This window comes from Bradyrhizobium sp. UFLA05-112 (assembly GCF_053572325.1).
The window spans coordinates 1-6,675 of record NZ_JBANBK010000167.1 but is presented as its reverse complement, the minus strand read 5'-3'; the positions used below and the strand labels follow the sequence as shown (position 1 = coordinate 6,675).

Sequence of the window (6,675 nt, the reverse complement as noted above, 5' to 3'; positions counted from 1 at the left end):
CTCGACAACCCGTTCGGCACGAGGCTGTCACCCATGTCTTAGGTACGGTCCGTTACCCATGTCTTCGGGCCGGACAGATTTAGCTTGGTGAGCGCGCTGGGGCTCGAACCCAGGACCCCGTGATTAAAAGTCCCAAAGTATTCTCTGCCATCGGATGACCGTAGCTTCCAAATCCCTTGTTTTATGAGGATTCTGGACTCATACCCTTAGTCATAGGCGACACGCGACGACACGAAGCGCCTGGTCTTGCTTCCCAATCGCTTCCCAGAGGGTCCACATGGCCAAGCTGACGAATGGGTCAGTTCGTACTCTGTCGGTGAAGGGTACTGACACGCTGTATGCCGACACTGAAGTGCCCGGCCTCTATCTTCGCGTCCGAGCCGGCGGCTCCCGCACGTTCATTATTCAGTGGCGACAGGGCCAATTCCAGCGCCGCAGCACCGTTGGGAAGGTTGGTGTCCTTACGGTGGACGAGGCCCGAAAAAAGGCCCGCAAGCTGCTGGTGGGCATCGACGAGGGTAATGACCCGGTTGCCGTCAAAGCCAAGGGTCGCGCCGATGACAAGCAGCTGTTCGGCTTATTGGCCGAGGAATATCTCGACCTACGCGCCAAGGACATGAAGCCGCAGAGTCTTGAGCAGACATCGCTCCACCTGCGGAACTGGTAATGGGGATTGGGCCGATTGCTTAGCCGAGATGGACTACCGTACCGGGAAAATCCTCGACGCCATCAAACAAGCGGGCGTTGAAGACGATACGCTGGTGATTTTCACCAGCGACAATGGTCCGGAAGCGACCCACCCGTGGGAAGGGGACAGTGGACCTTGGCGGGGCACGTATTTCACAGCAATGGAGGCCTCACTGCGAACGCCATTCATCATCCGTTGGCCCGGCAAAGTGCCAGCCGGTCGCGCCAACAACGAGATTGTCCACATGGTAGACCTGTTCACGACACTTGCACATGTCGGCGGGGCGGACATTCCAAACGATCGCGCTATCGACGGGCTTGATGGATACGCTAGGGCGCTAACAGGGAGGGGGTACCCACCCCGTAAAGCATTGGCACGCAGAGCAATACCACCGGACATAAGGTCACTGTGTCGGGCTTATACAGGTGAGGCCGTAAGATCTCTTGCCGCCATCATGCGTCACGCCGATGCGCCACCCAACGCACGCATACAGGCCATTGCCAAGTTGGACTTTTTCCTCGGAAAGAAAGAAGCTTCCAACCGCGAAGGCTTTCCCGCGTACGTGGCCGATCGGTTGACGGCCGTCAAATGGCGGAACTGGAAGATGCATCTCATCAAGCAAGAAGGTATGTACGACATCCCACAGAAGCTGCCGTTGCCAATCGTCATCAACCTCCTGAGAGATCGGAAGGAAGAGCGCGACGTGGCTCCCTACAACACTTGGGTGGCCGAACCGATGCTGAAGATTGTTGCCGATTTCGAAGCAAGCCTAAGTAAATATCCGCCTGTCAAACTCGGCACCCCCGACCCGTATACACCGCCTCGTTGACCTTCTGCCGCAGCTTGGTATTGGGTCACCTTGTGGGCCTAACTTGAAGTGCCTGGATGGAAGCAAAGGGGCCACGGTCTAAATCAAAAAGTAAGTGTCTGAAATTCTCGCATATTGAGGAAGCCAAAAAACACTCTTGCAAGGAGGCCGGAATTGGTCTCTCTCCGCGCGCCACTAACGCTTCTGTTGGTTTCCCTGTGCGCTATCGCCGCAGTGTGGGGGTGGCTGGGCACACCAGTCAAATTGGCCGACGCACCGGTCGATCCGAACAACAAAGTGCAATGCATATCTTATGCTCCCTTCCGCAGCAATCAAACGTCACTTTCGTCGGCTACGCAGGTGTCGAGAGAACAGATCGCTGAAGATCTTGCCCAACTCGCGGAGATATCCGACTGCATTCGCACTTATGCGACCGATCTTGGGCTCGATCAAATTCCCGAACTTGCGGCGAAGGCGGGGCTGAAGGTCATTCAGGGCATTTTTCTGGACAGGGATCGCCAGAAGAATTCAACCCAGATCTCGACGGCGGTGCGCCTCGCGAAAGAATATCCAGAAACGATCATCGCGCTCGTGGTCGGCAACGAGACTTTGTTGCGCAAGGACATAACCACTTCCGACCTCGCCGCGACGATTCGATCGGTCAAGGCGCAAGTCAGCGTCCCTGTCACATATGCCGACGTTTGGGAGTTCTGGCTTAGTAATCGCGAACTTTACGACGCCGTCGATTTCGTCACGGTTCATATCTTGCCGTATTGGGAGAATGTTCCGGTCCGAGCGGAATCGGCGGCCGCTCACGTCGACACCATTCGCCGTCAGATAGCGTCCGCCTTTCCGGGCAAGGAAATCCTGATCGGGGAAATAGGCTGGCCTAGCGAAGGGCGGATGCGCGAAGCCGCGCTTCCGTCGCGCACCAATCAGGCTCGGGTGGTCTCGGAAATCCTTGTCCTTGCCCGGCGCGAGCATTTCCGCGTCAACCTGTTCGAGGCTTATGACGAATCGTGGAAGCGAGAGATCGAGGGCACGGTTGGCGGATCCTGGGGCCTGTTCGATTCCATCGGGCGCACGCTGAAGTATCCACCCGGCGTGCCCATCAGTAATTTTCCGTTCTGGAAGCTTCAGATGGGCAGCGGAATGGTGCTCACGATCCTGGTATTTGGCGCGGCGTGGCTGGCCTCGCGGCGAAGCCCTCGGAAGCGCAGCCTTGCCTCATGGTTTGCAGTCGGGATATCGGCAGCCACGGCCGGAATTCTATTTGGGGTGGCCGCCCAGAAGATGTTCTATGAACGTGTTGGAGTAGGCGGCTCGCTTCTATGGGGCTCGCTTCTGGTGACGGCAACTGCTTCACCTGTGTTTGGTGCACACGCTCTCATGTCAGGTCGCCCCACGCCCAGTTTTGTGCAATTGCTGGGTCCGACGGACTGTCGGACAGAACGGGTGTCGATCTGGCACGGGCTGGCCTGGATCGTGACCATCGTAATCGGCACCGCCACCGCGCTCGGTCTTGTGTTCGACCCGCGCTTTATTGATTTTCCTTTTGCCGCTCTCACCATGGCGGCGGTGCCTTTTGCGGTTGCGACGCGCCTCAATGCCCCGGAAAAGGGAAGCCGCCCCATGGCGGAATCCTTGTTTGCCGGCGTTTTTCTGCTCGCAGCGATCTACATAGGGATTAACGAGGGGCCGGCCAACTGGCAGTCGCTGTGGACTTGCGGGGTCTATATTCTGCTCGCAGTTACGCTATGGCGGACGCGGGCTTGACGTGGGGGCCGCTCCGCTTGCCACATTCAAGGACGCTCCTTTCGGACAGAAGGGCATAAGCTCCGGACTTTCATCTCGCCGCTTGCTACAGCTACCTCGGCGGGAAACTTAAACGTTCCAGTCAGGCGAGGTATATCATGTCATCAATCTCGCAGACGGAAGTGCGAGCGAATGATCAGGCACCGCCAAAAGCAAAAGCGCGTAGCGCCGCACTCGACCGCACCCGCACCTTCCTCACGCTGGTGGTACTGCTCCATCACGCCGTCATTCCATACACCCATTTCGGTCATACCGATCCAAAGTCGTGGATCGGTTTTGACATGATCGTGCTCGCCACTGACAGCTTCTTCATGGCGATGTTTTTCTTTCTGTCGGGTCTGTTTGTCTGGCCGGGACTCGCACGCAAGGGACCGCTGGACTATCTGCGCGATCGCCTGATCCGGCTCGGTTTGCCTTTCGTGATTTGTGCTTTCACGATCATCCCGTTAGCCTACTACGCGATTGAACTGCGTCAGCATCCAAACGTCAGCTTCGCCGACTTCTGGTGGAAAACCATCACCGAAGGACCTTGGCCGAGTGGCCCGATCTGGTTCCTTTGGGTGTTGCTTACCTTCGACGTCATCGCAAGCGTCCTCTACAAGCTCTCGCCCACACTGATCGATCCGATCAATCGCCTGTCGCTACACGGCCATGACCATCCAGCGCAATTCTTCGCAGCCATGCTTGCCGTCACCGCCGTGTTCTACATCCCGGGTCTAGTTCACTTTGGACCATTCACTTGGTTCGAGTTCGGACCGTTCTCGGTCCAGCACGGGCGCGTACTGCTGTATGCGACCTACTTCTTTTTTGGTGCGGGCATTGGCGTCAGGTACCTGGACGGCGGATTACTGGCTTCCGATGGCCAGCTCGCAAAGCGCAGCTGGGCTTGGGCGCTTCTAGCACTCGTTCCCTATTGCTTCATGTGGATGCTGATCTACGTCAAGCGCGAAATCCTCGGAAACCCGACCCCGCTGCCCAACTGGTATGAAGCGATCTATGCACTGTTCTTCGCGTCCTTCAGCGTGGCGATCATGTTTGCGATCCTGGCCTATTTCTTGAGATTCAGGCAATCGGGCTGGAGCAGCCTCGACCCTATGCAGTCCGCTGCCTACGGCATGTTCTTGGTGCACTACCCGATTGTGCTTTGGCTGGTGTATTGGATGGTCGACTTCGACATCCCGGCGATAGCCAAGGGCCTGATCGCTTTCTTGCTCACTGTCTTCCTGAGCTGGGGCGCGACTGAAGTGTTGCAAAAGATTCCGGGCGCAAGGCACGTGCTGTAAGTCGTATCAGCTCAAGCTCCGTGCGGATAGATTCGGGACAGCGCTCTTTGCATATTCGGCGATCGGCTTGCGACTGATGGTTCGGATGCAGTGAATCGAACACCACTGAAGAATTGTCCGGAGTGGTAGCCATGATGAAGAATATCGTAGCCGGACTTGTCTTGGTGGGTATGATGATCATTGGCGTGCTCGCGTTCGCCCAGAAACATGATGGATGCTTGCACGGACATTTGATCACAGACTTTAAGCCCTGCGGATCAGTCAGCCCTTCAATATAGGGCCTGCGATAGTTGGGGCTCGCCTAGCGCTATACAGGCTGCTCAAGGTCCGCAGCATAAGAGCCGTTAGTTCCGTCATTGCGACCGCGTGACCCAACGATTGCAGCTCGGGGAGATCGTGTCGCGCGCTTTCTCGTAAAGTGTCTGGGTAGCAAGGTAATTCCGAAGGCGCACCTGGGCGGTCTACATCTAGGCCGGGTTGATCGAGACAGCCTCTCGCTCCACGAGCGCCACGGGAGCGAGCGCGACGGTGCCAGTGCCCGACGGGAACCAGCGTCGATCGTGCCAGCGTGCTAATTAGTGGCCAGAGAAAGCGAGCATCAGCCTCCGCGCGTCACGCGGCGCAAGCGCTTGCAGCCGCGAGTGGGCGCGGTTGGCGCAAAAGTTCATTCAACGGACCAACACTCTCCCACCGCGCGCACACGCGGCCCACTTTCGCCGCCGCCTAGTCGCGCTCATCCCGCCAGTCCTCGAAATCGGCTTCCGTCCGTTTGGACAAAAACACGCCCCCCCGCAGCCGGGAGCGCCGCACGGGCGCTCTCAAAGGTTACCGCTATGCCCGCTGTGCATTCTCCTGGACGTAATCCCGGATAAAAGCCGCAGCACTTCCCTCGCTGGCCGAGCATTAGCGGCCTTCTGATTGGATAGCGGATCAGCCTAAAGGCGAGGACAGGTCTCTTTGCGGAGCCTAACAACCATCGACACCGTTGAGCTATAGTGCAGCGCGGTGCCGCCTGCACTCGTATGCATCCTGTATCCTGCTATCGCTGTGATCGAAGTCTTCGTGAACTAGACGGCTAGGGCGCACCACGGCCTGCCAGGAACCAGGGGGTTTGAAGGGGCGTTGTAGCGTTGGCTAGGAGGGCCGTTGTCATGGACAGGCAACGTACAGCGTTGGCTCTATTTGCCGTTGCTCTTGCCATCGCAATTGTGGTCGCGTCCGTCACGACGCTGGAGAGCGTCAACACGCGTCAGGCCGCGAACGACGCACCGCCCGGCACGACCGGCCTCGCTCGGCAGCACCCACCGCTTGATCGTGCACCGGGTGAGCCGATCCAGAAAGAGCGGTAGCGCATCGCGCGGCGTTCACGGCAAGGTAACAAGCGCGTTGACGAAAGCGTCTAGAAGAAGGTCGGTATTTTGCCGCGACGAGAGGGTAGCCGTAGCCCCAAGCGATAGTTGAAGCCCCGCGGGCGTCGCAGCGTGATCGAGCCAGCGGCTCCAAGGTGTTGCCACTCGCCAGCAGCCGCACGTAGGTCCCGCTCTCGTGCATCTCGAGCCAGCCGCGATCGATCGCGAGGTTGATGCCCGCGCCGAACTCCTCGCCGCTGGCCTTCAGCGTGTCGAGAAGCGGCGCGTTGATCTTCTCGATGTGGATGCGGCCGTCTTGCACAGGCTCAATGCCGGCAGCGAGCTCGACGAGCTTGCGCGCTGCGGTTTCCGGGTTGGCGAAGGGACGTTCGGCGGTGAGCTTCATGGATCGATGAGGCGATGGGCGATGCTGATGTGGGAATCAAGAGTTGGGTTCGTGACTACCTCGCCGCAGAACGGCCCGTCGTCTCATGTCCACTCCCAAGCTTCAGGAAGGCATGTAACTGGCTAAAGCAGGCACTTTGGAGACCAAAGGCGATTTGGCGATGTCCGCTCCGGGGTCACAAGCGGCGGTCGAGGCAAGCATACCCCGGCGTCCGGTTTACCGCGAAGCGCTGTTCGGCTTGGGCCCAAAGCACGAAGTCGCTGCGCTCCAGCCCGCTGCGCGGGGGCAAGAGCCGAGAGGCCGGTAGCCGGTTGAGAGTGTATAAT

Annotated in this window: 5 protein-coding genes; 4 read left to right on the top strand and 1 reads right to left on the bottom strand. The window is 58.5% G+C overall.

Annotated features, from left to right (window positions below):
• Positions 1 to 277 precede the first annotated feature (277 nt).
• The 4 genes from SO180_RS41725 (at position 278) to SO180_RS41710 (ending at position 4,594) form a co-directional block, all read left to right on the top strand.
• Positions 278 to 667, top strand: a complete 390-nt coding sequence (locus SO180_RS41725; protein ID WP_449384590.1) for an Arm DNA-binding domain-containing protein — start codon at positions 278 to 280, stop codon at positions 665 to 667.
• Positions 633 to 1,517 carry a sulfatase-like hydrolase/transferase gene (locus SO180_RS41720; protein ID WP_449384589.1) on the top strand — a complete coding sequence of 295 codons (885 nt, stop codon included), beginning with the start codon at positions 633 to 635 and terminating at the stop codon, positions 1,515 to 1,517. Before SO180_RS41725 ends, SO180_RS41720 begins: the two co-directional genes overlap by 35 nt.
• 153 nt (positions 1,518 to 1,670) lie before the next feature.
• Complete coding sequence (locus SO180_RS41715) at positions 1,671 to 3,272, top strand: glycoside hydrolase family 17 protein (RefSeq protein WP_449384588.1); 1,602 nt, start codon at positions 1,671 to 1,673, stop codon at positions 3,270 to 3,272.
• Positions 3,273 to 3,409: 137 nt separating this feature from the next.
• Positions 3,410 to 4,594, top strand: a complete 1,185-nt coding sequence (locus SO180_RS41710; protein WP_449384587.1) for an acyltransferase family protein — start codon at positions 3,410 to 3,412, stop codon at positions 4,592 to 4,594.
• A 1,239-nt stretch (positions 4,595 to 5,833) separates the two neighbouring features.
• Here SO180_RS41710 and SO180_RS41705 read toward each other — a convergent pair.
• Positions 5,834 to 6,349, bottom strand: coding sequence for a hypothetical protein (locus tag SO180_RS41705; protein ID WP_449384586.1), 516 nt, complete (start codon positions 6,347 to 6,349; stop codon positions 5,834 to 5,836).
• Between the last annotated feature and the right edge of the window lie 326 nt (positions 6,350 to 6,675).